At 64.9% G+C, this 22,604-nt stretch carries 26 protein-coding genes and 1 tRNA gene; 12 read left to right on the top strand and 15 right to left on the bottom strand.

Annotated features, from left to right (window positions below; all coding sequences use genetic code 11):
• Positions 1-77: 77 nt before the first annotated feature.
• The 7 genes from rpmF (at position 78) to TQ29_RS07655 (ending at position 4,889) form a co-directional block, all read left to right on the top strand.
• Entirely contained in the window at positions 78-284 is a 207-nt protein-coding gene (gene rpmF, locus TQ29_RS07685; RefSeq protein WP_037205608.1) for a 50S ribosomal protein L32, read from the top strand.
• Positions 285-314: 30 nt separating this feature from the next.
• Positions 315-1,421, top strand: coding sequence for a phosphate acyltransferase PlsX (plsX, locus tag TQ29_RS07680; protein ID WP_054538681.1), 1,107 nt, complete (start codon positions 315-317; stop codon positions 1,419-1,421).
• Entirely contained in the window at positions 1,418-2,389 is a 972-nt protein-coding gene (locus tag TQ29_RS07675; protein WP_037205603.1) for a beta-ketoacyl-ACP synthase III, read from the top strand. Before plsX ends, TQ29_RS07675 begins: the two co-directional genes overlap by 4 nt.
• A 93-nt stretch (positions 2,390-2,482) precedes the next feature.
• A complete protein-coding gene (gene ihfA / locus TQ29_RS07670; protein WP_037205600.1) occupies positions 2,483-2,785 on the top strand; it encodes an integration host factor subunit alpha in 303 nt (100 codons plus the stop codon).
• 10 nt (positions 2,786-2,795) lie between these two features.
• Entirely contained in the window at positions 2,796-3,599 is an 804-nt protein-coding gene (locus TQ29_RS21100) for a MerR family transcriptional regulator (RefSeq protein ID WP_235974466.1), read from the top strand.
• Between the two features lie 66 nt (positions 3,600-3,665).
• Positions 3,666-3,742, top strand: a tRNA-Pro gene (locus TQ29_RS07660).
• A gap of 61 nt (positions 3,743-3,803) precedes the next feature.
• A complete protein-coding gene (locus tag TQ29_RS07655) occupies positions 3,804-4,889 on the top strand; it encodes a 2'-deoxycytidine 5'-triphosphate deaminase (protein ID WP_054538680.1) in 1,086 nt (361 codons plus the stop codon).
• 43 nt (positions 4,890-4,932) lie between these two features.
• Here TQ29_RS07655 and TQ29_RS21095 read toward each other — a convergent pair whose 3' ends face one another.
• From TQ29_RS21095 to TQ29_RS07615, 9 genes are all read right to left on the bottom strand, one after another.
• A complete protein-coding gene (locus TQ29_RS21095; protein WP_255353412.1) occupies positions 4,933-5,067 on the bottom strand; it encodes a hypothetical protein in 135 nt (44 codons plus the stop codon).
• 334 nt (positions 5,068-5,401) lie between these two features.
• A complete protein-coding gene (locus TQ29_RS07650; RefSeq protein ID WP_054538679.1) occupies positions 5,402-5,617 on the bottom strand; it encodes a hypothetical protein in 216 nt (71 codons plus the stop codon).
• A 12-nt stretch (positions 5,618-5,629) separates the two neighbouring features.
• Complete coding sequence (scpB, locus tag TQ29_RS07645; RefSeq protein ID WP_054538678.1) at positions 5,630-6,277, bottom strand: SMC-Scp complex subunit ScpB; 648 nt, start codon at positions 6,275-6,277, stop codon at positions 5,630-5,632.
• Positions 6,278-7,057: a ScpA family protein gene (locus TQ29_RS07640; RefSeq protein ID WP_369817380.1), complete on the bottom strand. Its 780-nt coding sequence runs from the start codon at positions 7,055-7,057 to the stop codon at positions 6,278-6,280. It lies immediately after the preceding gene.
• Positions 7,050-8,066 carry a beta-N-acetylhexosaminidase gene (gene nagZ, locus TQ29_RS07635; protein WP_054538677.1) on the bottom strand — a complete coding sequence of 339 codons (1,017 nt, stop codon included), beginning with the start codon at positions 8,064-8,066 and terminating at the stop codon, positions 7,050-7,052. Before nagZ ends, TQ29_RS07640 begins: the two co-directional genes overlap by 8 nt.
• Positions 8,063-9,007, bottom strand: a complete 945-nt coding sequence (locus TQ29_RS07630; RefSeq protein ID WP_054538676.1) for an SPOR domain-containing protein — start codon at positions 9,005-9,007, stop codon at positions 8,063-8,065. Before TQ29_RS07630 ends, nagZ begins: the two co-directional genes overlap by 4 nt.
• Positions 9,008-9,094: 87 nt before the next feature.
• Entirely contained in the window at positions 9,095-10,840 is a 1,746-nt protein-coding gene (gene argS / locus TQ29_RS07625; protein ID WP_054538675.1) for an arginine--tRNA ligase, read from the bottom strand.
• Positions 10,841-10,891: 51 nt separating this feature from the next.
• Complete coding sequence (locus tag TQ29_RS07620) at positions 10,892-12,718, bottom strand: sodium:proton antiporter (RefSeq protein ID WP_054538674.1); 1,827 nt, start codon at positions 12,716-12,718, stop codon at positions 10,892-10,894.
• 66 nt (positions 12,719-12,784) lie between these two features.
• Entirely contained in the window at positions 12,785-13,924 is a 1,140-nt protein-coding gene (locus tag TQ29_RS07615) for a deoxyguanosinetriphosphate triphosphohydrolase (RefSeq protein ID WP_054538673.1), read from the bottom strand.
• Positions 13,925-14,007: 83 nt separating this feature from the next.
• Here TQ29_RS07615 and TQ29_RS07610 point away from each other — a divergent pair, with 83 nt between their 5' ends.
• Positions 14,008-14,331, top strand: coding sequence for an iron-sulfur cluster assembly accessory protein (locus TQ29_RS07610; protein WP_037205731.1), 324 nt, complete (start codon positions 14,008-14,010; stop codon positions 14,329-14,331).
• On the top strand, positions 14,331-15,350 hold the full coding sequence (locus TQ29_RS07605; RefSeq protein WP_054538672.1) for a glucokinase: 1,020 nt from the start codon (positions 14,331-14,333) through the stop codon (positions 15,348-15,350). The genes TQ29_RS07610 and TQ29_RS07605 overlap by 1 nt, the downstream gene beginning before the upstream one ends.
• 65 nt (positions 15,351-15,415) lie before the next feature.
• On the opposite strand, the gene TQ29_RS07600 is transcribed toward TQ29_RS07605, so the two are convergent.
• Both TQ29_RS07600 and TQ29_RS07595 read right to left on the bottom strand, forming a co-directional pair.
• On the bottom strand, positions 15,416-16,054 hold the full coding sequence (locus TQ29_RS07600) for an acyl-homoserine-lactone synthase (RefSeq protein WP_054538671.1): 639 nt from the start codon (positions 16,052-16,054) through the stop codon (positions 15,416-15,418).
• A gap of 117 nt (positions 16,055-16,171) precedes the next feature.
• A complete protein-coding gene (locus tag TQ29_RS07595) occupies positions 16,172-16,783 on the bottom strand; it encodes a LuxR family transcriptional regulator (protein WP_052071266.1) in 612 nt (203 codons plus the stop codon).
• A 116-nt stretch (positions 16,784-16,899) separates the two neighbouring features.
• On the opposite strand from TQ29_RS07595, the gene TQ29_RS07590 reads away from it, so the two are divergent.
• The gene (locus tag TQ29_RS07590) at positions 16,900-17,379 is read left to right on the top strand and encodes an autoinducer binding domain-containing protein (protein ID WP_052071265.1); all 480 of its coding nucleotides are present in this window, start codon (positions 16,900-16,902) and stop codon (positions 17,377-17,379) included.
• A gap of 107 nt (positions 17,380-17,486) precedes the next feature.
• Positions 17,487-18,458 (top strand): MBL fold metallo-hydrolase, encoded by a 972-nt coding sequence (locus TQ29_RS07585; RefSeq protein WP_037205579.1) that lies wholly within the window; start codon positions 17,487-17,489, stop codon positions 18,456-18,458.
• Between the two features lie 104 nt (positions 18,459-18,562).
• On the opposite strand, the gene arsJ is transcribed toward TQ29_RS07585, so the two are convergent.
• Genes arsJ through TQ29_RS07570 form a run of 3 tightly spaced genes read right to left on the bottom strand, consistent with a single transcriptional unit; the run spans position 18,563 to position 21,716 of the window.
• On the bottom strand, positions 18,563-19,816 hold the full coding sequence (gene arsJ, locus TQ29_RS07580) for an organoarsenical effux MFS transporter ArsJ (protein WP_054538670.1): 1,254 nt from the start codon (positions 19,814-19,816) through the stop codon (positions 18,563-18,565).
• Complete coding sequence (locus tag TQ29_RS07575) at positions 19,816-20,826, bottom strand: ArsJ-associated glyceraldehyde-3-phosphate dehydrogenase (RefSeq protein WP_054538669.1); 1,011 nt, start codon at positions 20,824-20,826, stop codon at positions 19,816-19,818. The genes arsJ and TQ29_RS07575 overlap by 1 nt, the downstream gene beginning before the upstream one ends.
• A 41-nt stretch (positions 20,827-20,867) precedes the next feature.
• Positions 20,868-21,716 carry a helix-turn-helix domain-containing protein gene (locus TQ29_RS07570; protein ID WP_054538668.1) on the bottom strand — a complete coding sequence of 283 codons (849 nt, stop codon included), beginning with the start codon at positions 21,714-21,716 and terminating at the stop codon, positions 20,868-20,870.
• Positions 21,717-21,940: 224 nt separating this feature from the next.
• Between TQ29_RS07570 and TQ29_RS20640 the strand changes: the two genes are divergently transcribed.
• Positions 21,941-22,078, top strand: a complete 138-nt coding sequence (locus TQ29_RS20640; protein ID WP_157445546.1) for a hypothetical protein — start codon at positions 21,941-21,943, stop codon at positions 22,076-22,078.
• A gap of 65 nt (positions 22,079-22,143) precedes the next feature.
• Here the strand turns inward: TQ29_RS20640 and ndk are convergent, their stop codons facing one another.
• Positions 22,144-22,566: a nucleoside-diphosphate kinase gene (gene ndk / locus TQ29_RS07565; protein ID WP_054538667.1), complete on the bottom strand. Its 423-nt coding sequence runs from the start codon at positions 22,564-22,566 to the stop codon at positions 22,144-22,146.
• Positions 22,567-22,604: the final 38 nt, after the last annotated feature.

Genomic DNA, 22,604 nt, shown 5'->3' with positions numbered 1-22,604 from the left:
CGCGCCAGGCTGGTGCAAAGGTCGCTCATTCCCTTGAAATTCATGGGCGCATGCCCCGCAAACACCGAGGTTGAGACATGGCTGTCCCTCAGAATAAGATCACGCGGTCGCGCCGTGGCAACCGTCGCTCGCACGATGCGCTGGTTCCCGGCAACCCCGCCGAATGCTCCAACTGCGGCGAGCTGAAGCGCCCGCATCACGTCTGCGTCGCCTGCGGCCACTATGCCGACCGTGAGGTCGTCGCCCAGGCGGATACCATCGATCTGGACGAAGACGCGGCGTAATCGGTCCCGGAAGGGGCTGCGCGCCTTATCATGGCTTCAAAAACAGACCTGGCAATACCGACCCCCCCACGCACCGTGATATCGGTGGACGCGATGGGGGGTGACCGGGGGCCGGCGGCGGTTGTCGCCGGCATAGCCCGTTCGGCCGCCAAGAACCCTGATATCCGCTTCATCCTGCACGGGCCGCAAGACGTGCTGGAACGGCTCGTGGCCAAGCGCAAGATCCTGACCGACAGGTGCGAGCTGCGCCATGCCGAAGGCGTGGTGACGATGGACGCAAAGCCTTCGCATGTCATGCGGCACGGCAAGGGCACCTCCATGTGGTCGGCCATCGAAAGCGTACGCAACGGCGAGGCCACCGTCTGTGTCTCCTGCGGAAATACCGGTGCGCTGATGGCGCTGTCGATGGTGCGCCTGCGCAAGCTGCCGGGCATCAACCGGCCGGCCATCGCCTGCCTCTGGCCGTCGCGCAACCCCGGCGGGTTCAACGTGATGCTGGACGTCGGCGCCGACATCCGCGCCGATGAGCATGACCTGCTGCAATTCGCCCTGATGGGCGCCTCCTACGCCCGCAACGGGCTGGACCTGCCCCGCCCGCGCATCGGCCTGCTGAATGTCGGCACCGAAGAGCACAAGGGCCGGGCCGAACTGAAAGCCGCGCATGATCTGATCGCGGTTGCCGCCCCTGCCAATGATTTCGAGTTCGTGGGCTTCGTCGAAGGCGGTGACATACCGTCCGACAAGGTGGATGTCATCGTGAGCGATGGCTTTACCGGCAACGTCGCCCTGAAAACGGCCGAGGGCATCGCCAAGCTGATCAGCGAGCTGCTGAAGGAAGCCTTCAAATTCTCGCCGCTGTCGCGCGTCGCGGCGATGCTGGCCTATACCTCGATGCGCCGCCTGTCCAAGCGGATCGACCCGCGCCAGGTCAATGGCGGGGTGTTTCTGGGGCTGAACGGAACCGTGGTCAAATCCCACGGATCGGCCGATGCGACAGGCATTTCCGCAGCCGTGAAACTGGCCTTCCAACTGTCTCAGTCAGGTTTTTCCGAAAGGCTGGCGGCACGGGTTGCATCGGCGACCTCCCCCCTTCAAGATGGCCGGAAGATCGAGGCCAAGAGCGGTAATATAAAATGACAATTCGGGCCGTGGTTGCGGGCGTCGGGCACTATCTTCCGGAACGGATCGTGCCGAACAGCGCGTTTGAAGACACTCTGGACACGTCCGATGAATGGATCCGCAGCCGCTCGGGGATCGAACGGCGCCATTTCGCGGCCGAGGGTGAAACCACCTCTCAGCTTGCGGCCAAGGCTGCTCAGGCCGCGCTGAAAGACGCCGGGCTGGCGCCGGATGACGTGGACGCGATCATCGTTGCCACCTCGACCGCCGATCTGACCTTTCCCTCCGCCGCCACCATGGTGCAGGACCAGATCGGAATGACGCGCGGCTTCGCCTTCGACGTTCAGGCGGTTTGCGCGGGCTTCATCTTCGCGCTCAGCAATGCCAATGCGATGATCATCTCTGGCCAGGCCCGCCGGGTGATGGTGATCGGCGCCGAGACCTTCAGCCGCATCATGGACTGGACCGATCGCGGCACCTGCGTACTGTTCGGCGACGGCGCCGGCGCGCTGATCCTCGAGGCTGCCGAAGGCGCCGGCACCTCCGATGACCGGGGCATTCTGGCCACCGACCTGAATTCCGACGGGCGTTTTCGTGATCTTCTCTATGTCGATGGCGGCGTCTCGACCCAGACCACCGGCCACCTGCGGATGCAGGGCAAGGAAGTGTTCCGCCACGCGGTGGAGAAACTCGCCGACACCGCGCACAAGGCGCTGGACAAGGCCGGGCTTTCGGGCGCCGATGTGGACTGGATCGTGCCGCATCAGGCCAACCTGCGCATCATCAAGGCCACCGCGCAGCGCATGCAGGTGCCGATGGAGCGCGTCATCGTTACCGTGCAGGACCATGGCAACACCTCTGCCGCCTCGATTCCCCTGGCGCTTTCGGTCGGAAAGGCCGAAGGCCGGATCAAACCGGGCGATCTTGTGGTGACAGAGGCGATCGGCGGCGGCCTGGCCTGGGGGGCGGTCGTTATCCGTTGGTAAAGACCCGCGCAAACTCTGCGTGGCAAGCCATTGATATTGACTCGGAAAATTTTTTCTCCCTATCCTTTGTACGGGACAGAAAAGGGGCACATAATGACCGGCAAGACATTGACGCGGATGGATTTGAGCGAAGCCGTATTTCGCGAGGTCGGATTGTCGCGCAACGAATCGGCGAATCTTGTGGAAAGCGTGCTTCAGCACATGTCGGACGCGCTGGTTGCCGGTGAGTCGGTCAAGATCTCGTCTTTCGGCACGTTCAGCGTACGCGAAAAGGCCGCCCGCGTCGGCCGCAACCCCAAGACGGGCGAAGAGGTTCCGATTCACCCCCGCCGGGTTCTGACCTTCCGCCCCTCGCATCTGATGAAAGATCGCGTTGCCGCCGGAAACCGGGGCTAGGAGCCCGGTGATGGAAAAGTCTCGCGACGCCTTCCGCACGATAAGCGAGGTGTCGCTCTGGCTCGATACGCCTGCCCATGTCCTGCGCTTCTGGGAAAGCCGGTTCACTCAGGTGAAGCCCGTCAAGCGGGCGGGCGGGCGGCGGTATTACCGGCCCTCCGACATGCTGCTTCTGGGGGGCATCAAGAAGCTGCTGCACGAAGATGGGCTGACGATCCGGGGCGTTCAGAAAATACTGCGCGAACAGGGCGTTAAACATGTCGCCGCATTATCGCAGGCGCTGGATGATGACGTGATAGAGGCCAGCGCCGCCGTGCCCGAAGCGCCGATGATCGACGTTACCGAACCGGAACGGACCAACGCCATGATCATCCCGCTGTCCCGGCAAGAAACGCCCCGCGAGCCGCTGGCAGAGGACGCCACGCCCGACGCCGCCGAAACGCCCGGGGTCAACCCCGGCCGCGCCGCCCGCAAAGCGCGCCGCGCCAAAGAGGCCGAAACCTCTGACAACGCGCCCGAGCTTCCCTTCCCCGTGAACGATGAGCCGGCCCCAGCGCCCGACGCGCCGGCCGAGACCGACGACAAGACACCGGCCGCGGCGGAAGACGAGACTCCGCCCGCGCCGCTTGGCACGGATCTGCCGCAGGGTGACCCCGCCGACGAGGCCATCACCCCCTCGGCCACCCTGCCCCTCACATCCGTGCTGCGAGACGCCGCCGCCCTGCGCCGGCTGAGGTCGGATCACGGCGCTGCGGTCAAGGCTGCGGTGGCCCGGCTCGGCGCCCTCAGCACGCGTATGGCGGACGGTGAGTAAAGCCATCGGAATTCGCCGTTTTGCGTCTTGCCCCCACGCGCAGACATGCTATGAAACGCGTCACGTCGGGCTATGGCGCAGCCTGGTAGCGCGTCCGTCTGGGGGACGGAAGGTCGCAGGTTCGAGTCCTGCTAGCCCGACCAACATCACAACCGCCCGCGCCGGAACCGGTGCCGGGCGGTTTGATTTGTCAGGGGAACGCGCATGAGCGGCACCGGGGTTCTTCCCGCGCAATCCATCACTGAAATGATCGCCTCGGGCGCGCTTTCGGCCGATCCCGCGATCCTGCCCGAACAGGTGCAGCCCGCATCACTCGACCTGCGGCTGGGCCGCGTGGCCTACCGCGTGCGCGCCTCTTTCCTGGCCGGCGCCGGTCGCAGCGTCGCCGAGCGGCTGGCCGAGTTCGAGATGCACCGGATCGATCTGAGCAATGGGGCGGTTCTGGAAAAAGGCTGCGTCTATGTCGTGCCGCTGATGGAACGGCTGGATCTGTCCGACGATATTCAGGCGGTCGCCAATGCCAAAAGCTCGACCGGCCGGCTGGATCTGCTGACCCGTGCGATCACCGATGGCGGCGAAGAATTCGACCGTATCCCGCAGGGCTACCACGGCCCGCTCTATGCCGAGATCTGCCCCCGCTCCTTCTCGGTTCTGGTGCGGCCGGGCATGCGGCTGAACCAGATCAGGTTCCGCCGTGGGCAGGCGGTGCTGAGCGACGCAGAGCTGCAGGCGCTGCATGCCCAAACCGGGCTTGTCTCCGGCGGGCCGGCGGTGATTTCCGAAGGGTTGGGGTTTTCGGTCGACCTGGAACCGGCCGAGGGTGATCTGGTCGGCTATCGCGCCAAGCCGCATACCGGGGTGATCGACCTCGACCTGATCGGACATTACGATCCCGCCGAATTCTGGGAGCCGATCCGCACCACCGAAGGCCGCATCATCCTGGACCCGGGCGCGTTCTATATTCTGGTCAGCCGCGAGGCGGTGCATATCCCGCCCGACTATGCCGCCGAAATGGCCCCCTATCTGGCGATGGTGGGTGAATTCCGGGTGCATTACGCGGGGTTTTTCGATCCCGGCTTCGGCCATGCCGAAGCGGGCGGCGCGGGCGCGCGCGGAGTGCTGGAGGTGCGCTGCCACGAAGCGCCCTTCGTGCTGGAGCACGGGCAGATCGTGGGGCGGCTCGTGTACGAACGGATGGCCGAGCGGCCGGTGCAGCTTTATGGCGCCGGGATCGCGTCGAATTATCAGGGCCAGGGGCTGAAACTGTCGAAACACTTCAGGGCCGCCTGAAACGGCCCGGTGGGGCACAAAGCCGGACCACCGGACCACGGGGTCATTTGATCTTTTTGCCCCCGACGGTGATAGGCGTGGCGCCCGTTTTCGAATCGGCAATCGCGGAAACCTTCGGCTTCTCCTGCTTGGGTTTCTTGTGCTCTTTGTTGCCGCGCTGATGGTTACCTTTTGACATTGGCTTTCCTTTCGAAAGTGCAGCCGTCATGGCGTGATGGTTGAATCGTACCGCCGGCATCCTGGAAACATGTATTTTTCCGGCAGGCCCCCCGACGGCCAGATGCCAACCGGAACGTTGCTCAGGAAAATCAGGGTTGCCTGACGAACCCGTCAGGGCGATAATTTTTTCTGGACAAGAGAACGATGCGCGCCGAACCGGCTTTGACGCGGCCGCGCATCGGCCTCGGTATCAAATTAATCCCGGCGCGGGCTGCTTTCAAGAATGATTCAAATGCCGCTTCGACAATTTCGGCGAATGGCCCGAAGCCGCGAAGGCACGGGCGCAAAAATGCTCAGAACCGCCCGATCTTGCGCGTGATCTTTGCCGCCTGCCGGGCGCGTTTCGCCGTCTGCCTGGCCTGGCGCGCGCGCTGGCGGTCTTGCGGGCTCAGCTCTGCCGCCGGTTTGCCCCGGCGCGCGGCCAGATCAATACCGGCATTCACACCCTTGTTCATGAATTTCCGCAAGAACAGGCGCATCACCATGTTCATCATCTGATTGGCATTCATCGGATCGTCTCCTCAGGATTCGTCCTCAAACATATCGCTTTGCCCCGCGTCCGCATCTTCGCCCTCTTCCCCCGGCTCTGGCAAGGCCCCCGGTGGCGGGCGGTTTTCCAGCAGGCCGGCGGCGCGCAGCTCTTTCAGGCCCGGCAGGTCGCGCGCGCTTTCCAGCCCGAAATGGTCAAGAAAGCTCTGGGTGACGACATAAGTCACCGGCCGGCCCGGTGTCATCCGGCGGCGGCCAAAGCGGATCCATTCCAGCTCCAGCAATTGATCCACCGTGCCGCGCGACACTGAAACGCCCCGGATTTCCTCGATCTCGGCGCGGGTGACGGGCTGGTGATAGGCGATGATCGCCAGCGTTTCGATCGCCGCGCGCGAGAGCTTGCGCGTCTCGACCGTTTCCTTCTGCATCAGAAAGCCGAGATCGGGTGCGGTGCGGATGGCCCACGCATCGCCCACCTTCACCACGCGCACGCCGCGCCCCTCATAGCGTTTGCGCAGCAGCGCCAGCGCCGCCGCCGCATCGCAGCCATGCGGCATCCGGGCGTTCAGATCGGCCACGCTGATCGGTTCGGCAGACGCGAAAAGAATGGCCTCGACCATCCGCTCCTGCTCGCCCTCGGGCGGCGCTTCGAAAAGGCTTTGTTCCTTTTTATCAGCCATCTACACTGCCTTCTTACGGATCTGGATCGGCGTGAAAACCGCGTCTTGCCGTATCTCGATCGCGCCGCGCTTGGCCAGCTCCAGCGACGCCGCGAAGGTGGCGGCCGTGGCCGAGCGGCGCTTGACCGGATCGTGTTCCCAACCCTCGGGAAGATAGCTGATCAGCATGGTCCAGTCACCCGCATAGCCGATCAGCCCGCGCATCCGCTCCAGCGCCTCTTCCATGGTGAAGACCGAGTCGCGGTCGAGCACGAAGGGGCGAAACTCGTCACGGGTGCGGATGCGGGCATAGGCCTGCATCAGGTCCAGCAATGTCGCGGTGTAGGTCACGTGCCGAATACGCGAGATGTCTTCGGGAATACCACGCACGAAGAAATCGCGCCCTTTCTGATCGCGCGCCATCAGCCGGGCGGCGGCATCGCGCATCCCCTGAAGCCGTTCAAGCTGAAACGCCAGATGGGCGGCCAGCTCTTCGCCCGAGGGGCCTTCATCGGCCGGATCCGGCGGCAGCAGCAGCCGCGATTTCAGAAAGGCCAGCCACGCCGCCATCACCAGATAATCCGCCGCCAGTTCCAGCCGCAGCGCCTTGGCCTGTTCGACGAAATGCAGATATTGCCGCGCCAGCTGCAGAACGGAGATCTTGCGCAGATCGACCTTCTGGGTGCGCGACAGGGTCAGCAACAGGTCGAGCGGGCCCTCGAACCCGTCCACATCGACGATCAGCGCCTCGGCGGCCAGACGGTCGGCCACATCCATGGCTTCGAACGCATCCTCAGCCACGCGCGCCCTCCGCCATCAGCGCATCCCATTGCGCGCTCAGTGCCGCGGGGTCGCAGGGCGCCGCCTGCCGCAGCGCAAGCGCCGCATCGGCGCGCGCGGCGGCGGCGGCGGTGAGCGTTCCGCAAGAGGCCGCGACGCGCTGCATCTCGGTCATATCGCCGTTGCAATGCAGGATCGCATCGCAGCCGGCGGCGAGCGCGGCCTTACAACGGGCATCCATGGCGCCGGACAGGGCGTGCATCGAGATATCGTCGGACATCAGGAAGCCGGAAAACCCGATCCGGTCCCGGATCAGGCCGATCATCCCCGGCGAGGTGGTGGCCGGCGCGCTGGCATCTATCGCCTCGTAGACCACATGCGCCGTCATCGCGAAGGGCAGATCGGAAAGCGCATGGAAAGGTTCGAAATCAATGGCTTGCAGCGTGTCTTGCGGCAGGTCAACATGCGGAAGCTCAAGGTGGCTGTCGGCGGTGGCGGCGCCATGGCCGGGGATGTGCTTGAGCACCGGCAACACGCCACCCGCCAACAGCCCGTCCGACACCGCACGCGCGATCACGGCGACGGTTTCGGGGTCGGTGCCATAGCAGCGGTTGTGCAGCACGGGATGGGTCTGCGGGCGTGCCACATCGGCGGTGGGGGCGCAGTTCACGTCGATCCCCAGATCACGCAGCTCTGCCGCGATGATCCGGTAGCGCAGGCGCATCACCTCGGCGGCGCGGTCGGGCCCGGCGGCGCGCACCTGATCCAGCGGCGGCTGCCATTGGCGCCAGAACGGCGGGCCAAGACGCTGGACCCGCCCCCCTTCCTGGTCGATCAGGATCGGCGCATCGCGCCCCACGGCGGCGCGCAGATCGGCGGTCAGGCGGCGGATCTGGTCGGGGGTTTCGACATTGCGCGCGAACAGGATAAAGCCGAACGGGTTGGCATCGGCAAAGAACGCGGCCTCGCCCCGGCCGAGCACCGGGCCCGCGCAGCCGAAGAAGAACGCCCCTGCCCCGGCCGCGCTCACCGCGCCACCACGGGGATGCAATCGGCCTTTTCGGCGGTCAGCGCCGCGCAAAAGCGCCGCGCGTCTGAAATATCGGTAAAGCCCACCGCCCGCAGCCGGTAGAAGGTGCGCCCGCCACTGACGGCGGATTGAACAAGGCGCTGCTTGCCCTCCATGAAGCTGGCGAAACGCGACGACAGGCGTTGCCATTCGGCGCGCGCCACCTCGGGGCTGTCATAGGCGCCGAGCTGAACCAGATGCGCGCCCGGCGGAACGGCGCTGGCGGCGATCTCCTCGGGCTCGTCTGATGTGAAGGCCGAAGCCGCGGCGGCCACAGCGGCACGCGCGGCAAGATCGATCCGGGGGCGCATGGCCGGGCGCGGCGAACGGGCGGCGCTGGCGGAAACAGGCTCTGACGGATCTTCATCACCCTCGGCATCGCCGGGCGCGATTATCTCGGCCAGATCGGCGCCGGGCTCGGGCACGGCGGGGGCGTTCGCTTCGGCAAGCAGTTCGGCGATGGCCCGCGCAGAGGCAACCGGATCAGGCGCGGCGACGGTGCCTGAGGGGGGGGCGGGCGCTGCCACGGTCGGTTCGGGGCGGGCCAGTTCGGCCCGGGGTGCATCTTCGTCGGTCAGATCAACCGGGCGCGGCGCCAGCACAAGCCGGTCGGCGGGCGGCGTGGCGCCGCCTTCGGCCGCCACATCGTTTACCGCCAGCCCCTGATGCCGGGCCTGACGCCCGCCGGGATCTTCGGGCGCCACGCGCAACGGCCCTTCCAGCGCGCGCACGACCGGCACGCCCGACACATCGCGCACCGTCAACCGATAGCCCCAGATCGCCAGCCCGACCACCAGTACAACCGATGTCAGCGCGCCGGCCCAGTTGATGACGGCCTGAACCGCCCGCCTGGGTTCGGGCGGAGCCTGTTCATCTAGATCATCATACTCGAAATCTGCCATTGCCGCCTCACTGCCCTCAGGCGGCCTGGATGCCCAGCCGCCCGGATCGTCTTGCCTGCCAGCGTTCCGGTGGGTTGCGCCTGTTGCTCAGCGCATTTCCTCCACCGGGGTCACGCCGAGAATACCAAGACCGGCGGAAATAACAACGGCGACGGCCTGCGCCAGCGCGATTTTCGCCTGGCTGGTCGCCACGTCGCCCTCTTGCAGAAAGCGCAGTTCCGGCAGCTCGTTGCCACGGTTCCACAACCCGTGGAACTCCGACGCCAGTTCATAGAGGTAAAACGCCACCCGGTGCGGCTCATGGGTACGCGCCGCGATCTCGACAAGGCGCGGCCATTCGGCCAGCTTGCGGGCCACGTCCAGCTCTGCGGGGTGATCCAGCTTCGACAGGTCGGCACCGGCCAGCGCGGCCTCGCCGGTGTCGATCCCGGCCTCGGCGGCCTTGCGCAGCACCGAGCGCACACGCGCATGGGCATATTGCACATAGAACACCGGATTGTCCTTGGACTGTTCCAGCACCCTGGCGAAATCGAAATCCAGCGGCGCGTCGTTCTTGCGCGTCAGCATGACAAAGCGGGTGACATCGCTGCCCACCTGATCGACCACATCGCGCAGGGTCACGAAATTGCCGGCGCGTTTGGACATCTTGAACGGCTCGCCGTTGCGGAACAGGCGCACAAGCTGGGTCAGCTTGATGTCGAGCGGCACCTTGCCGTTCGACAGCGCCGAAACCGCCGCCTTCATCCGCTTGACATAGCCGCCGTGGTCGGCGCCGAACACGTCGATCAGCGCGTCGAAACCACGGGTGATCTTGTCATAGTGATAGGCGATATCAGGGGCGAAATAGGTCCAGGCGCCATCGGATTTCTTGACCGGGCGGTCCACGTCATCGCCATGCATCGTCGAACGGAACAGGGTCTGTTCGCGCGGCTCCCAATCTTCGGGCATCTTGCCCTTGGGCGGTTCAAGCACACCCTCGTAAATCAGCCCCTTGGATTGCAGATCTTGCAGCGCGGCCTCGATCTGGCCGGTACCGTAGAGCGATTTTTCCGAAAAGAACACATCCATCTCGATGCCGAGCGCCTTCAGATCGTCGCGGATCAGATCCATCATCGCGTCGGTGGCGACATTGCGGAACTCGTCCAGCCAGGCATCCTCGCTCTGGCCGACATAGCGGTCGCCATAGGTGCGGGCCAGCGCCTCGCCCACCTCGATCAGATAATCGCCGGGATATGTGCCGTCGGGAAATTCCACCGCCTCGCCATGCGCCTCGAGATAACGCAGATAGACCGAGCGGGCGAGCACATCGACCTGCGCACCGCCGTCGTTGATGTAATATTCACGCGTCACGTCATAGCCGGCATAGGCCAGCAGGCTCGACAGCGCATCGCCGAACACCGCCCCGCGGGTGTGGCCAACATGCAGCGGCCCCGTCGGGTTGGCCGACACGAACTCTACATTGACCTTCTGCCCCTGCCCCATGACCGACCGGCCAAAGGCCACGCCTTCGGCCAGGGCCGCGCCGACGACGCCCTGCCAGACCGGCGCCGCCAGCCGCAGGTTCAAGAAGCCCGGCCCGGCCACCTCGGCGGTGGTGATGCGCGCATCCGCGGCCAGCCGGGCGGCCAGCGCCTCGGCGATGTCGCGCGGCTTCATCTTCGCCGGCTTCGCCAGCACCATCGCGGCATTGGTCGCCATGTCGCCATGGGCGGCATCGCGGGGCGGTTCGACCGCCACATTGGCAAAGTCGAGGCCACCGGGCAGCGCGCCCTCGGCGACCATTGCATTCAGGCTGTCGATCACCAGCGCGCGGAGTTCAGTGAAAAGGTTCATCTTTGGGCCATCCTGTCGTTGCCCGGCGGTTTACCACGGGGGCGGCGGGCGTCAATGGTCGGGCGTGGCCGCCTCGTCGCGTGCGGGCGGCACCATGGCGATGAGCTTGGTTTCGGGCGGCGCCCGAAACTCGGCCCCTTCGGCCAGCAGCCTGAGGTCGCGCGCCGGGGTCAGCCGCGCCAGAAGCACCGCCTCGGGGTTCTTTTCGCGCCAATGCTCCAGGGTGAATTCCTCGGTCAGGCGGGTCACCCGAAACTCCCACCCCTGCGCCATCAGGCTGTTCACCTCTAGATAGCTGTGCCCGCCGCCGATCGGCTGCCCGCCCAGCGTGGCGGGCAGCGCATGGCGCGTGCTCTCCTGCTTGGCGGATTTGAGCTGATGCACGTGTTCCCGCCCGAATTCCGGCGCGAGATCGGTGGCGACCAGCGTGTTATAGGCATCGTTGTCGGTGGCGGCGACGATCTTGCCGAAACTCATGATCTCCAGCCCGCGCTCGGCGGCCTCCGACAGGATGTCGCCGAAAAACGTGGGCAGGCCGGCATCACGCGCGCTGCGCAGGCGCGCGCGGTTGGCATCGACGATCAACACCGGCACCTCGGCCTTTTTCAGCGCCCCGGCAAATCCGGTGGCCCAGCTCGACCCGCCCACCAGCAGCACGCCCGGCACCTCGCCCCCCGCCAGGCCCAGCGCCCGCGCGATCGGGGTCAGGGTGAACCCGTGCAGCACCACCGTGGCCACCACCAGCGCGAAGGCCAGCGGGCCGATCCGCGCGCCATCCTCCAGCCCCAGCGCGGCCAGCCGTTCGCCGAACAGCCCCGCCACCGCCACCAGCACCACACCGCGCGGCCCGGTGAAAGCGACCAGCAGACGCTCGCGCCAGGGCACCTTGGTGGCGGCCAGCGACACCAGCACCGTGGCCGGCCGCACCGCGAGGATCACCGCCACCACGAACACGCCCGCGCGCCAGTCGAGCGTCGAGAGGGTTTCGAAATTCATCGACGCGGCCAGCAGGATGAATACGCCCGATACCAGCAGAACGGTGGCATGTTCCTTGAACCGGCGCAGCTCGGTATAGCTGGGCAGATCGGCGTTGGCGATGTACAGCCCCATGATGGTCACCGCCAGCAGCCCGCTTTCATGCAGCACCGTGTCGGACAGGGCAAAGACGCAGAGCAGCAGCGCGAACAGCACCGGCACCTTCATGTATTCCGGCACCCAGGCCCGGCGAAAGGCCGATGACAGGCCCCAGCCGCCAAGCGCCCCGAGCACCAGGGCGACGGCGATGCCGACCACAAGCTCCAGCACCGCATGGCCGGCCGTGGTGGCGGTCTGCAGCACCAGCACCACCTCATAGGCCAGCACCGCGGCCAGCGCGCCGACCGGATCGTTGACGATCGCCTCCCACTGCAGCAGTTGCGCGGGGCGGCGTTTCAGCCGGGCCTGCCGCAGCAGGGGCGCGATCACCGTGGGCCCGGTGACGATCATGATGCCGCCGAACACCGCCGCCGCCGCCCAGCCCAACCCGGCCACGTAATGCAGCGCCAGCGCCGACAGAAGCCAGCCCAGCGGCGCGCCGATGACAACCAGCCGCCGCACCCCTTCGGCCGCGTCGCGCAGCGAATGCAGGTTCAGCGTCAGCCCGCCCTCGAACAGGATGATCGCCACCGCGATGGAGATCATGGGCCCCATCAGCGGCCCGATATCGCGCGCCGGGTCGAACAGGCCCAGAACCGGCCCGACGATCAGCCCCGCCGCCAGCATCAGCACGATCGCCGGCATCCGCAGCCGCCACGCCAGCCATTGCGACCCGACCCCGAGCGCGCCCACAAGCGCGAATGCCATAACCGGCGCCATGGCACCCTCTGCGGCCACTGACATGACGTTCTCTCCTTACATTGCCCTGACAGCTTGGGTCAGGCACGCAGCGGGGGCAAGCCCCGCCACCTAATCGCCCAGCAGCCGGGCATGTTCCTGCATCGCGAACCGGTCTGTCATCCCGGCGATGTAATCGGCCACGATCCGGGCCAGTTCCGTCTCGTTCCGCACCGCCTCCACATCCTTGCGCCACTGTTTGGGCAGCAGCTCGGGGTTGGTCAGAAACAGCGGGAACAGATCATTGACCATCGCCGTCACCTTCGCGCGCATCTTCAACACCGACGGCGCGCGGTACATGCGGTGAAACAGGAATTCGCGGATCACCTTGAGCTGTTCCCAGATATCGGGCGAAAACTGCACCACCGAATGCCCGGCGAGGCGGATGTCCTGCGCGGTCGCCGGATCCAGCGCCGCGATCCGCGCCCGCGCCACGTCGATCACATCGGCGACCAGAATCCCGAAGAACCGGCGCAGCGCCTCATGCCGGCGGCGATAGTAGTTCAGGCCGGGATAGGTCCGGTCCACCTCGGCGAAACAGCCATCCAGCAACGGCAGTTCGGCCAGCTCGTCGGTCGAAAACAGCTCGGCCCGCAGCCCGTCATGCAGATCGTGGTTGTTATAGGCCACATCATCGGCCAGCGCGGCGACCTGCGCCTCGGCGCTGGCATGGGTGTGCAGCTCCAGATCGTGGCGGGCGTTGTATTCGGCCAGCGCATAGGGCACTTCGCCGGTGACGGGGCCGTTGTGCTTGGCGATGCCTTCCAGCGTTTCCCAGGTCAGGTTCAGCCCGTCGAAATCGGCATAGTGCCGCTCCAGCCGCGTGACGATGCGGATCGCCTGCGCGTTGTGATCGAACCCGCCATAAGGCGCCATCATCTCCGACAGCGCATCCTCGCCGGTATGCCCGAACGGGGTGTGGCCCAGATCATGCGCCAGCGCCACCGCCTCTGTCAGCTCCAGGTTCAGCCCCAGCACCCCCGCGATCGTGCGCGCCACCTGCCCCACCTCGATCGAATGGGTCAGGCGCGTGCGGAAGTAATCGCCCTCATGCTCGATGAACACCTGCGTCTTGTGCTTGAGCCGCCGAAAGGCCGACGAATGAATGATCCTGTCGCGGTCCCGTTGAAAACAGGACCGGAACGTGCTTTCCTCTTCACGGAAAAGCCGCCCGCGCGTCTCTTCCGGTCTGCAGGCATATCGTGCCAGCATTTTTCAGCCTTTGCTTGTCGCGTCTCTTCCGCGTTCATATATTGCACATGTCACGGTTTTGATACGGGATATTCACGATGGAACTGACCCTCCCCCCAAAGGTGACCGAGCGCGCCTTCGCCCGGCTGGCCGAGATCGGCGCGGGCGATCAGGGCAAGGCCCTGCGCGTGGCCGTCGAAGGCGGCGGCTGCTCGGGGTTTCAGTATGAGATAAAGCTGGACGACGTCGCGGCCGACGATCTGGTGCTGGAAGGCGCCGGGCAGAAGGTGGTGGTGGATACGGTCTCGTTGCCGTTCCTGACCAACGCGACCATCGACTTTTCCGAAGAGCTGATCGGCGCGCGTTTCGTGATCGAAAACCCCAACGCCACCAGCGCCTGCGGCTGCGGAACGAGCTTTTCGATCTGATGCCGCGGCCGGGGCCGGCCGGGCGCGTATCCGGCGCCCCGGCGCTGGTCGCCGATATCGGCGGCACCAACACCCGCATCGCGCTGGCCCGGGGCGGCACTGTTCTGGCCGACAGCCTGCGCCGGTTCCGCAACGATGACTTCCCCGATCCGCAGGCCGTGCTTCACGCTTATCTGAGTGCCGCCGGCCATCCGCCGCTGTCAGGGGCCTGCGCCGCGGTGGCGGGCCCGGTGCGCAACGGCGCGGCGCGGCTGACCAACCGGGACTGGGCGCTTGACCTTGCCGCGCTGCGCGCCGTCGCCGGGCCGGCGGGCCCCGTTGCCCTGCTCAATGACCTGCAGGCGCAGGGGCATGCGCTGGATCACTTGGCCGAACCCGCCCTGACCGGCATCTCCGAAGCCCGGGCCGAGCCCGGCGGCCCCCGGCTCGTCATCGGTATCGGCACCGGGTTCAACATCGCCACCGTTCATGGCCACGGGCCCGGTTGCCGGGTCACGGCGGCCGAGGCGGGCCACGCGGCCCTGCCCCTCGCAACCCAAGAAGACCTGGCGCTGGCCCGGTTCGTGACCGGCGGCACCCGGCTGGCCGAGGTCGAGGATGTGCTGTCCGGCCGTGGCCTTGCGCGCCTTTACGGCTGGGTCAGCCGGCACGCAGGCCCGCCGCAACAGGCCGCGCCCGAGGCGATCACCGCGCTGCTGGCACGGGGCGAAAACCCGGCCGCCCGCGCCACCGGCGAGATCTTCGCCCGGCTGCTTGGCGTTGCCGCACGCAATCTCGCCGTCACCCTGCTGCCCACCGGCGGCATTTTTCTGTGCGGCAGCGTGGCACGGGCCATGGCGCCGCATCTGAACGATCTGGGCTTTGCCGAGACCTTCCGCGCCAGAGGCCGGATCCCCGGCGAGATCGGCGATTTCGCGGTCTCGCTGATCAACGATGACACTGCCGCGCTGACCGGCTGCGCCGCCGCGCTGACGGGAGACGCCGCATGGCGGCGGCCCGCAACTTCTGTGAATGATTGAAGTGGGAGCCGGCCCCCCAAAGGTACAGTGCGCATCGGCCGGCCCCCTCTGCTTGGTGTCCGCGATCAGGCGCTGAGCTGGAACGGAACAGCCTGCTGCATCGCGTGCAGGTGGTGATAGGAATGGGTGGCCGGCATGCCGAGCACCGCATAGGTGCGCCCGTCATCAGCATTGCGATAGGTCTTGCCAAGCCGGGTCACATCATAGCCGATCTGGCGCAACGCCCGCATCAGGGCCAGCGACGACAGGCAAATCAGCCGCGAGGCACCATTCTCCACCGCCAGATCCACCAACCCGTCAACGATCAGCGACAGGCATTCCGAACGCTCCTTTTGGGTGGTCAGATCGTTCGAAATCACCAGCCTGGTACATTCCCACACCGCCGGGCTGGCGATATCCTCGGTCATGAGTTCGGCCGGGATCTTCGGCAGCTTGCCGGACTGCGCATCGCGCAGCATATAGGTATGATCCCCCCAGGTTGACGAGGTTGCCATCGCCCGCGCCCCGCCGACGACCTTGCCCTGATACATGACAAGCGAATACTGCGCGATCGGCGTGTCATACTGATCCATCTCGACCGAGTCGTTATGGGGAATGTCCCATTTCAACTCGTCGACAAAGACCTTTTTGCGAAGCGCGAGATAGTCGTAAAACGCGGCCCCGTGGCTGTGGAGGTTCGAAAAATCAAAAGTGATATTGTGCATGGTGAGTCTCCTTTCTGCGGGAGTAATTTGCTTCACCACGTCGTGATTATCTAATCTTAAAGTTGTAGAAACCGGTTTTGAAATACCCCTAAAGGCTTCATTTTCCTCAAAGAGCCGCTAAAGCAGGCCACGTGTCTGCGCAATCGACGCCGCCTGTGACGGGGTGCGCGCACCCAGCTTGCGTTTGGCATTGGCCAGACGCGCCTTCACCGCGCTCATCGAGATGTTCAGTTCGGCCGCGATCTGCTTGAGCCGCAGCCCCTGCGCCTGAAAGCGCAGCGCCTCGATCTCGGCCGCGGTCAGGGCCAGTTTCTGGTCGCCGTCCTGATGCAGCTCGACGACGATATCCGCCAGTTGGGCCAGCTCGTCATCGGTGAATTCACGGTCGGCGCGCAGGAAATTGCCGTAGCTCCGCTTGCCATGCCCCTCCGGCGATACCGCACTTGCCACGGCCCCGAAATGCAGCCCCAGGCCGGCCGCGCTTTCCAGCACGCCCATCGGATCATCCTCGCCGATATCGCTCCAGCGCGCGACGCCCTGATTCATGTAGACCCATTTCATCACCGGATCATGCACCACCAGACCGTTCGCCGTATAGTAATCCACCCAGGCGGAGGGAAGGCGGTTAAGCTCTTCGGCCGGAAAGGAAAACCCCACCCGCAGGCCGATATAGAACCCCGCAGGCGCAAGTGCGGAGATCCGGGCCGCTGTATCCGTCAATAAACTCATGGACTCGATAATATGGCTGTGTTCATTCTAATATTCAAACGGCCGGGAACACTGTGATCGCAAGACGCGTGACAGCGCTTGCCCAAGCCATTGCGGGAAGGAAGGTAAGACCAAGGATGGAACGGATCGACGAAATGGCCGGGCTTCTGAAGAAGCTGGCAGAATTCTGCGACACTGGCTTCGCACTCGCAATCCATATTCGTTACACAAGACCATCGCTCTTCTTTCAGACCTATGCACAAGAGTGGATCGATTACTACAGCGAAAATGGGCTCATGCTCTACGACCCTGTCGTGAAATGGGGCCTTCTCAATACCGGAATGGTTGCGTGGTCCGAGCTTGAGGGGGACGACCCGAGAGATGTGCTGGGGGAATCCGCCAAGCATGGCCTGCACAACGGCATCGCGCTTGGGATCGGCCCAGCGACGTCGCGCACGATCGCGGGGCTTACCCGTTCCGGGCCGGCCTTCTCTCAGGAAGAAATAGCACAAATGGTGGCGCTCGTAACGAAGATTCACACGTTGACCGAAAGCCTCGTCGGGACCGAAACGCCCGAGATGGATGAGATGCGCAAGCTTCAGCTTTCCGAATACTGAAACTTCGAGACAGGCGTGGAGCGGGACCCGGGCACGTCACCTGCGCCGAGGCGATTGAAGTTTGCCCCGGTTCAGATACAATTCATTGAATATCTCGGGAGGATGACATGACACGCCTGACCACCACCCGCCGCGGGTTGCTGAAAGCCGCCGCGGCCGCCCCCGCCCTTGCCCTGCCCGCGCCGCTGATGGCGCAGATCTCCGGCCCGGCCGGGCGCGGAAATCCGGCGCATTTCCGGTTCGATCTGGGCGCGGCCCGGATCACGGTCGTGTCCGACGGCCATCTGGGCCTGACGATCGACGGGCTGGGCGTGAACGCCGACCCCGCCGAGGTGCTGGCCTTTCTCGAGGCGCACAGGCTTTCGACCACCGGGCACTATTCGCACACCAACCACGTGGTGATCGAAACCGGCGATGCCACCGTTCTTGTCGATGTCGGTTCGGGTGACCGGTTTCTGCCCACCGCCGGGCGTCTTCTGGACAATCTGACCGAAGCCGGGATCGATCATGGCGCGATCACCCATGTGGTCATCACCCACGCCCATCCCGATCACATATGGGGCATCCGCGACGATTTCGACGAGCCGATCTTGCCGGACGCCGAATATGTCATCGGCGCGGGGGAGTATGACTGGTGGATGCAGGATGGGCTGGCCGGCAGCGTGCCGGCGGAAATGCAGCAGTTCGTGGTCGGTGCGGTGAATTCGCTGACCGCCGACGGGCTCGACTGGACCATGGCGCAGGACGGGCACGAAGTGGTGCCGGGCGTGCGGCTGATCTCTACCCCCGGTCATACGCTCAATCACATGAGCGTCATGGTCGAAAGCGACGGCAAGCAGTTGCTGGCGCTGGGGGATGCGATGACCCATGCCTATATCAGCATGGAGCGTCCCGACTGGTTCGCCGGGTTCGATCAGGACGGGCCGATGGCCTCGGCCACGCGACTGCGGCTGCTGGACATGGCCGCGACCGACGGGATCGCGGTACTGGGCTATCACTTCCCCTTCCCCGGCGTGGGTCACGTGATGCGGATGGGCGATGCCTATCGCTTCGTGCCCGCGCTCTGGACCTGGGGCTGAACCGGGCGGAAGAACATTCCCGAATTTTCTTCGGGTGAAAAATCTTCGGGAAGATTTTTCCGTGCCTCCGGCGGGAGTATTTGCGCCGAGAAGAAAGGGGCAGGCTATGGTCTGAGCCGCCGGATGATCAGAAAGCTGAACCCTGCCATCACCCCGGCAGTGGCCAGGCACAGCGGCAACCCGCCCATCTGGTAGCTGAGCCCTGACAGCAGCGTGCCCAGAAGCCGCCCGGCGGCGTTGGACATGTAGTAGAATCCCACGTCCATCGTCACCCGCTCTGCCTGCGTGAAAGCCAGGATCAGATAGGAATGGACCGAGGAATTGACCGCGAAGACGAAGCCGAAGAGCAACAGCCCCGCCACCAGTGTCGCCGTCAGCCAGCCCTGCGGCCCGCCGGCAAGCAGCGCCGCCCCGGCCAGCGCGAAGGGGATCAGCGTCAGCGCGCTGACCCACAGCGTTGCCAGCCGCGTGATCGCCCCCAGCGGTTTGTCCCTGGCGCCCAGCAGCTTCGGCGCCCAGGCCTGCACCGCGCCATAGCCGATGATCCACAGCGCCATGAACGTGCCGATCTGAAAGAAGGCCGCGCGGTTGCCGGCCTCGGAGCCGTCCGACAGCACCGAATAGAAATAGATCGGGATACCGACCACGAACCACACGTCACGCGCGCCGAACAGGAACATGCGCGCCGCCGACAGCCGGTTGATGTTGGGATCTTTCGAGAATACCTCGCGGAATTTCGCGCCTTTCTTGCCGCGCGGCAGGCCCGACGGCATGAACAGCGCCACCGCCAGCAGGATCACCGCCAGCACGCCCGCCATCGCGTAGACCGATGCAGTGAAGCCCAGCAGCCCCAGCAGTGCCGCGCCCAGCAGAAAGCCCAGCCCCTTGACGGCGTTCTTCGATCCGGTCAGCACCGCCACCCAGCGGAACAGCGCCCCGTCGCCTTCGGGCGCCAGGACCTTTACCGCCGATTTGGAGCTCATCTTGGCCAGATCCTTGGCCACACCGGACAGCCCCTGCACCGCCATCACGAAGATCACCGATGTGGCCACCGCCCAGCCCGGATCGAGCTGCGCCAGCGCCACCAGCGCCACGATCTGCAGCGCCAGCCCGGCATAGAGCGTCGAGGTCAGGCCGAAGCGGGCTGCGATCCATCCCGCCGACAGGTTGGTGACCATGCCCATGAATTCATACAGCAGGAACAGGTAGGCAAGCTGGATCGGCGAGAACCCCAGCGTATGGAAATGCAGCAGCACCAGCATCCGCAGCGCGCCGTCGGACAGCATGAAGGCCCAGTAGGCCGCCGTGACGGCCATATAGGCGGCCATCCCGTCGGGTTTCTTCGCCGCCAGCTGCATCACATCCGCTCCGCGATCATGCGGGTCACGTCGGCCAGACGGCAGCAATAGCCCCATTCATTGTCGTACCAGGCGTATATCTTCACCTGGGTGCCGTTGATCACCATGGTCGACATCGCATCGACGATCGACGAGCGCGGATCGTTCAGATAGTCGCAGGATACAAGCGGCCGTTCCTCATAACCCAGAATCCCCTTCAGCGGCCCCTCGGCATAGCGTTTGAACAGCGCGTTGACCTCTTCGGCGCTGGTCGCGCGCTTTACCTCGAACACGCAATCGGTGAGCGAGGCGTTCAGCAAAGGTACGCGCACGGCGTGGCCGTTCAGCCGCCCGGCCAGTTCGGGATAGATCAGCGTGATCGCGGTGGCCGAACCGGTGCTGGTGGGGATCAGCGAATTCAGTGCCGAACGGGCGCGGCGCATGTCCTTTGCCGGGCGGTCGACGATGGTCTGGGTATTGGTCACGTCGTGGATCGTGGTGATCGACCCGTGTTCGATCCCCAGTTCCTCGTGGATCACCTTCACCACCGGGGCCAGGCAGTTGGTGGTGCAGGAGGCCGCGGTGACAAGATCATGTTTGTCAGGATCATAGAGATCACTGTTCACGCCGTAGACGAGGTTCAGCGCGCCACCGTCCTTGACCGGGGCCGACACGATGACCTTCTTCACCCCCGCCGCGTAATAGGGCGCGACCTTTTCGGCGGTCTTGAACACGCCGGTGCAATCGACCACGATATCGACGCCCAGTTCCGCCAGCGGCAGATCCTCGATCCGTTTTTCGCGGGTCATCCGCATGCGGGTACCGTTGATCGTCAGGCTGTCGTCGTCATGGGAAATATCGGCGGGCCAGCGGCCATGGACGGTATCGAACTCCATCAGCAGCGCGTGCTGCTCGGGCGCGCCCGCCAGATCGTTCAGCAGCACGATGTTGCCCGGCAGCCCCTGATCGAAAAAGGCGCGCAGCACCAGTTTGCCCATACGCCCCATGCCGTTGATCGCCACATTTACCATCTCGGTCCTCTTTCTTGTTTTTGATGTTCTTCCGCGCCTGTTTACGCGTGTTCTGCGTCATCCATGCGACCGATATCATCCAGACGCGCCTGCAGCGACAGACGGTCAAGCTGGGCGAAGGACAGCGCGACAAAGGCCTGTATCCGGTGCAGCATCTGCGCATAAGTCGTTGCGAAGGCCAGCGATTTCTCGGCCTCCGTTCCCTCGACCTTCACCGGGTCGGGCAGGCCCCAATGGGCGGTGATCGGCTGGCCCGGCCAGGGCGGGCATTCCTCGTTCGCGGCGGAATCGCAGACGGTGAAGACGAAATCCATCACCGGCGCGCCGTCGCGCTGAAACTCGTCGACATTCTTGGCCCGCAGGCCCGTCACGTCATGGCCATTGCGCCGCAGCAGTTCCACCGCAAAGGGGTTCAGCGCGGAATAGGGTTTGGTTCCGGCGGAGTAGGCATTGAACTTGCCCCCGCCCTCGCTTGTCAGCAGCGCTTCGGCAAAGATCGAACGGGCGGAATTTCCGGTGCAGATGAACAGAACGTTGTAAGTCTTGTCTTCCATAAAAGACTCTCCGTGCAATGTTGCCGCCGTTCTTGGCGCGCAAAGGTCGGGGCGGCCGCGACAGCAATCCGCCACCAGGAAATCCACCAGCCCGCCCATGCGAGACAGGTGAACGTTGTAGTAAACCGATTTGCCCCGCCGCTGAGACGTCACCAGCCCCGCCCGCTCCAGCGTGCCGAGATAAACCGACAGCGTGTTGGGCTTGAGCCCCAGCGCCCCGGCCATCTCCGACGGGCGCACACCTTCGGGCGCCCGGCGCGCCAGCAGGCGAAACACCGACAGCCGCCCGGGATGGCCGAGCGTGGTGAGAATCAGAGAGGCGTCATTCAATTCCATAATTCGTGAATAATGGAATCGTGTAACAGTTCAACAACAATATGCGACGAATACGTGACATTACCTGCCAGACCGTGTGCGCGCCCCATCTGTGATAGGGAAATGCCACGTTTTCGCCATATTTGCGTGGCGCGATCGTGGATACGGCACCCGACGAACGAGGTGCCGACCCCAATTAGAGGCAATCAGGCAGCTGTAAAGTTGCTAGTAAAAGGATCCGTCCGATGACGTCCTACGTGTTTTCGAAGCCCAAGGAAGAGACGCCCAAGAAAGACAAGGGCGATGCCAAGACCGAGGCTCCGGCCTCGAAGCAGAAGCCAAACGACAAGCGCTACAAGATCACCGACTGGGCCAGTATCTGACGCCATGAAAAAGGCCGCCCCGATACGGGACGGCCAAATCAGGCGGGCGTGAACGGGCCCGGCGTTCAGCCGACCAGTTCGAGGCCCGAGAAGAAATACGCGATCTCGACCGCGGCCGTGTCTTCGCCGTCAGAGCCGTGAACCGAGTTCTCGCCGATCGACAGGGCGAATTCCTTGCGGATCGTGCCGTCGGCGGCATCGGCGGGGTTGGTCGCGCCCATCACTTCGCGGTTCTTGGCGATGGCGTCTTCGCCTTCCAGCACCTGAACGACGATCGGCTCGGACGCCATGAACTCGCACAGCTCGCCATAGAACGGGCGCTCCTTGTGCACCTCATAGAAGACACCGGCCTGGGCTTCGGTCAGGTGGATCCGCTTTTGCGCGATGATGCGCAGGCCGGCGGCCTCCAGCTTGGCGTTGATCGCGCCGGTCAGGTTGCGGCGGGTCGCGTCGGGCTTGATGATGCTGAAGGTGCGTTGAATGGCCATGTCGCTCTCTCTTTGTCTGCTGCCCGCGGGGGCGTCGA

The organism is Actibacterium sp. EMB200-NS6 (genome assembly GCF_001305615.1).
Classification (GTDB): Bacteria; Pseudomonadota; Alphaproteobacteria; order Rhodobacterales; family Rhodobacteraceae; genus Actibacterium_A; species Actibacterium_A naphthalenivorans.
The sequence above is the reverse complement of the archived record's forward strand: the minus strand, read 5'-3'. Positions and strand labels throughout refer to the sequence as shown.

Excerpts from the sequence above, each read along its gene's own strand:
- rpmF (WP_037205608.1), top strand. The coding sequence starts at position 78 with ATGGCTGTCCCTCAGAATAAGATCACGCGGTCGCGCCGTGGCAACCGT.
- plsX (WP_054538681.1), top strand. The coding sequence starts at position 315 with ATGGCTTCAAAAACAGACCTGGCAATACCGACCCCCCCACGCACCGTG.
- TQ29_RS07675 (WP_037205603.1), top strand. The coding sequence starts at position 1,418 with ATGACAATTCGGGCCGTGGTTGCGGGCGTCGGGCACTATCTTCCGGAA.
- ihfA (WP_037205600.1), top strand. The coding sequence starts at position 2,483 with ATGACCGGCAAGACATTGACGCGGATGGATTTGAGCGAAGCCGTATTT.
- TQ29_RS21100 (WP_235974466.1), top strand. The coding sequence starts at position 2,796 with ATGGAAAAGTCTCGCGACGCCTTCCGCACGATAAGCGAGGTGTCGCTC.
- TQ29_RS07655 (WP_054538680.1), top strand. The coding sequence starts at position 3,804 with ATGAGCGGCACCGGGGTTCTTCCCGCGCAATCCATCACTGAAATGATC.
- TQ29_RS21095 (WP_255353412.1), bottom strand. The coding sequence starts at position 5,067 with ATGTCAAAAGGTAACCATCAGCGCGGCAACAAAGAGCACAAGAAACCC.
- TQ29_RS07650 (WP_054538679.1), bottom strand. The coding sequence starts at position 5,617 with ATGAATGCCAATCAGATGATGAACATGGTGATGCGCCTGTTCTTGCGG.
- scpB (WP_054538678.1), bottom strand. The coding sequence starts at position 6,277 with ATGGCTGATAAAAAGGAACAAAGCCTTTTCGAAGCGCCGCCCGAGGGC.
- TQ29_RS07630 (WP_054538676.1), bottom strand. The coding sequence starts at position 9,007 with ATGGCAGATTTCGAGTATGATGATCTAGATGAACAGGCTCCGCCCGAA.
- argS (WP_054538675.1), bottom strand. The coding sequence starts at position 10,840 with ATGAACCTTTTCACTGAACTCCGCGCGCTGGTGATCGACAGCCTGAAT.
- TQ29_RS07620 (WP_054538674.1), bottom strand. The coding sequence starts at position 12,718 with ATGTCAGTGGCCGCAGAGGGTGCCATGGCGCCGGTTATGGCATTCGCG.
- TQ29_RS07615 (WP_054538673.1), bottom strand. The coding sequence starts at position 13,924 with ATGCTGGCACGATATGCCTGCAGACCGGAAGAGACGCGCGGGCGGCTT.
- TQ29_RS07605 (WP_054538672.1), top strand. The coding sequence starts at position 14,331 with ATGCCGCGGCCGGGGCCGGCCGGGCGCGTATCCGGCGCCCCGGCGCTG.
- TQ29_RS07600 (WP_054538671.1), bottom strand. The coding sequence starts at position 16,054 with ATGCACAATATCACTTTTGATTTTTCGAACCTCCACAGCCACGGGGCC.
- TQ29_RS07595 (WP_052071266.1), bottom strand. The coding sequence starts at position 16,783 with ATGAGTTTATTGACGGATACAGCGGCCCGGATCTCCGCACTTGCGCCT.
- TQ29_RS07590 (WP_052071265.1), top strand. The coding sequence starts at position 16,900 with ATGGAACGGATCGACGAAATGGCCGGGCTTCTGAAGAAGCTGGCAGAA.
- TQ29_RS07585 (WP_037205579.1), top strand. The coding sequence starts at position 17,487 with ATGACACGCCTGACCACCACCCGCCGCGGGTTGCTGAAAGCCGCCGCG.
- arsJ (WP_054538670.1), bottom strand. The coding sequence starts at position 19,816 with ATGCAGCTGGCGGCGAAGAAACCCGACGGGATGGCCGCCTATATGGCC.
- TQ29_RS07575 (WP_054538669.1), bottom strand. The coding sequence starts at position 20,826 with ATGGTAAATGTGGCGATCAACGGCATGGGGCGTATGGGCAAACTGGTG.
- TQ29_RS07570 (WP_054538668.1), bottom strand. The coding sequence starts at position 21,716 with ATGGAATTGAATGACGCCTCTCTGATTCTCACCACGCTCGGCCATCCC.
- TQ29_RS20640 (WP_157445546.1), top strand. The coding sequence starts at position 21,941 with ATGACGTCCTACGTGTTTTCGAAGCCCAAGGAAGAGACGCCCAAGAAA.
- ndk (WP_054538667.1), bottom strand. The coding sequence starts at position 22,566 with ATGGCCATTCAACGCACCTTCAGCATCATCAAGCCCGACGCGACCCGC.